The sequence below is a fragment of the Winogradskyella damuponensis genome (assembly GCF_039538385.1).
Taxonomy (GTDB): domain Bacteria; phylum Bacteroidota; class Bacteroidia; order Flavobacteriales; family Flavobacteriaceae; genus Winogradskyella; species Winogradskyella damuponensis.
In genome coordinates, this window is the sequence record NZ_BAABCB010000023.1 from 1 (window position 1) to 1,768 (window position 1,768).

Annotated in this window: 4 protein-coding genes; all 4 read right to left on the reverse strand. The window is 30.4% G+C overall.

The annotated features are described in order from the left end of the window. Nucleotides 1–193: 193 nt before the first annotated feature. Nucleotides 194–511 carry a hypothetical protein gene (locus ABD730_RS12990; protein WP_344715227.1) on the reverse strand — a complete coding sequence of 106 codons (318 nt, stop codon included), beginning with the start codon at nucleotides 509–511 and terminating at the stop codon, nucleotides 194–196. 52 nt (nucleotides 512–563) lie between these two features. Next, nucleotides 564–749 carry a hypothetical protein gene (locus tag ABD730_RS12995; RefSeq protein WP_296355638.1) on the reverse strand — a complete coding sequence of 62 codons (186 nt, stop codon included), beginning with the start codon at nucleotides 747–749 and terminating at the stop codon, nucleotides 564–566. Between the two features lie 158 nt (nucleotides 750–907). Next, complete coding sequence (locus tag ABD730_RS13000) at nucleotides 908–1,414, reverse strand: hypothetical protein (RefSeq protein WP_486389700.1); 507 nt, start codon at nucleotides 1,412–1,414, stop codon at nucleotides 908–910. A gap of 82 nt (nucleotides 1,415–1,496) precedes the next feature. After that, on the reverse strand, nucleotides 1,497–1,685 hold the full coding sequence (locus ABD730_RS13005; RefSeq protein WP_344715231.1) for an SMI1/KNR4 family protein: 189 nt from the start codon (nucleotides 1,683–1,685) through the stop codon (nucleotides 1,497–1,499). Between the last annotated feature and the right edge of the window lie 83 nt (nucleotides 1,686–1,768).

A 1,768-nucleotide genomic window follows, 5' to 3' on the forward strand; every position in this document is an offset into this window, starting at 1 on the left:
AAGCACAGAATTTAGTGATTGCCTTGAAATTGCAAATTAGCACCAAAATCTTTGCTAACGTGTTTGTGTATGGTTAGTTGCGTGGTTGGGCAACTAAGTTAGCAAACTTTAACGAACCTGTGAAAATTCCGCAGGAATTTTCGCAAGTAAGCTCAAAAAAGCAATTAATTATACACGTTGTTACCCAACGTTTTTATTCGTTTAAGTTTTTCCAACCCGAAATTCCTTTTGATTTAATTTGCAAAATTCCATATAGCAGTCCAATTCTGATTCCGATTCCGATAATCGTATTTATATTCAAAATTCCAGATTTATCAGCAATATATAGATTCAAAAAGTAGGCGAGTATTACTCCGAAAAAACCGAACTTTTGCCATTTGAAAATTAAATAAATGGAAAATATCTCAACGAAAGCAGAGAACAACTGAAGACATAAAAGTCCTTTTGTGAATTTTGGAACTAATTCAGCCGTTTTGTCATAAAATATTACGCTACCAATTCCAGTTCCCAACGAAGTTAGAATTAATAAAATCAAATATATGGTCAGAATTATGTGTCGATTTCTATTCAACTTCGCCTTTATTTTTAATTCTTTTCCCTATGGCTCCGCTTACCATTGCAATTAGACCAGTAATTACTACAGAAGTCCAATCAATTCCAGTATTTTCTTTTTTCAAAACAAGTGAAAAAGCCATATAGGCAATTGGTGGAAAGTAGATTATAAAATTTCCTAATATTTTTTTATCCATAATTTTTGTTCAAATGTTGGGTAACGTGTTTGTATATGGTTTGTTGCGTGGTTAAGCAACTAAGTTAACAAATAAAAACCGAATAGAAAATCCGCGAGGATTTTCGTAAGTAGGCTAGAACCAAGCAATAAATTATATACAGTGTTGTGCATAGTTTTTTATTTATTTACAACACCGATAAATTTTAAATATTCAATTTCAGTATCGTAAATTTCTAATAATTCATTTTTTGTTAATTCAATTTTTTCTTTATTCAGAGCATATTCCGCAAGTTCATTAATATCTATTTCAACATCTGATTCTAAATTTGACTTTTCGGAAATCAGTCCAATATTATTCATATAGTTTTCTTCTGCAATCAAAGCTTCACGAATTAAATTCAATTCAGATGTTTTTTTGTTCATTTTCAATGCAATAAAACAAGAAGCCTCTTCTAAATCATAAACTTCTTTTCCAGCATTATTTTCATTTATTGTGCAGAAATGTTCATTCTTGCAAGAACTTAATGAAATAATTATTAATAATATCCCGAATATTTTTCGCCAAAACGAACTTTTTTTAATGTTAAGCTTATTAATAGATTCAGCTATTTTTTCTGTTTTCCTTGTTTCGTGATTCCAGAAATACAGTTCGTCAGAAAGATTTCTATTTCCATTATGAGTCAATATTAATTTATTCCCAAAACCATCTGCACCAATTGCTATTCCATTTTCAGGAAATCCATTCCATTCACGAGCATTTTTTGTTTCAAGTCCGACTTATTCGCTTTCGGTCTGATTTATCAAAAAAAGGATGTAGTTCAAATTCAAATTCTCTCGAAATTAATAATTCTCCGCCATTTGATTTTATCATTCGATTTTTAAATTCAGTCGGGAATTTTACATTCAATTCTGATTCAGTTTCTTCGATGTATTTTTTGTCGATTGGGAATGGCATTTTGCGTTTCGGTTAAATTATGCACAACGTGTTTGTGTATGATTAGTGGCGTGTTTAAGCACCTAATTTAACAAATAAAAACC

Coding starts and splice junctions, on each gene's coding strand:
- ABD730_RS12995 (WP_296355638.1), bottom strand. CDS start 749: ATGGATAAAAAAATATTAGGAAATTTTATAATCTACTTTCCACCAATT.
- ABD730_RS13005 (WP_344715231.1), bottom strand. CDS start 1,685: ATGCCATTCCCAATCGACAAAAAATACATCGAAGAAACTGAATCAGAA.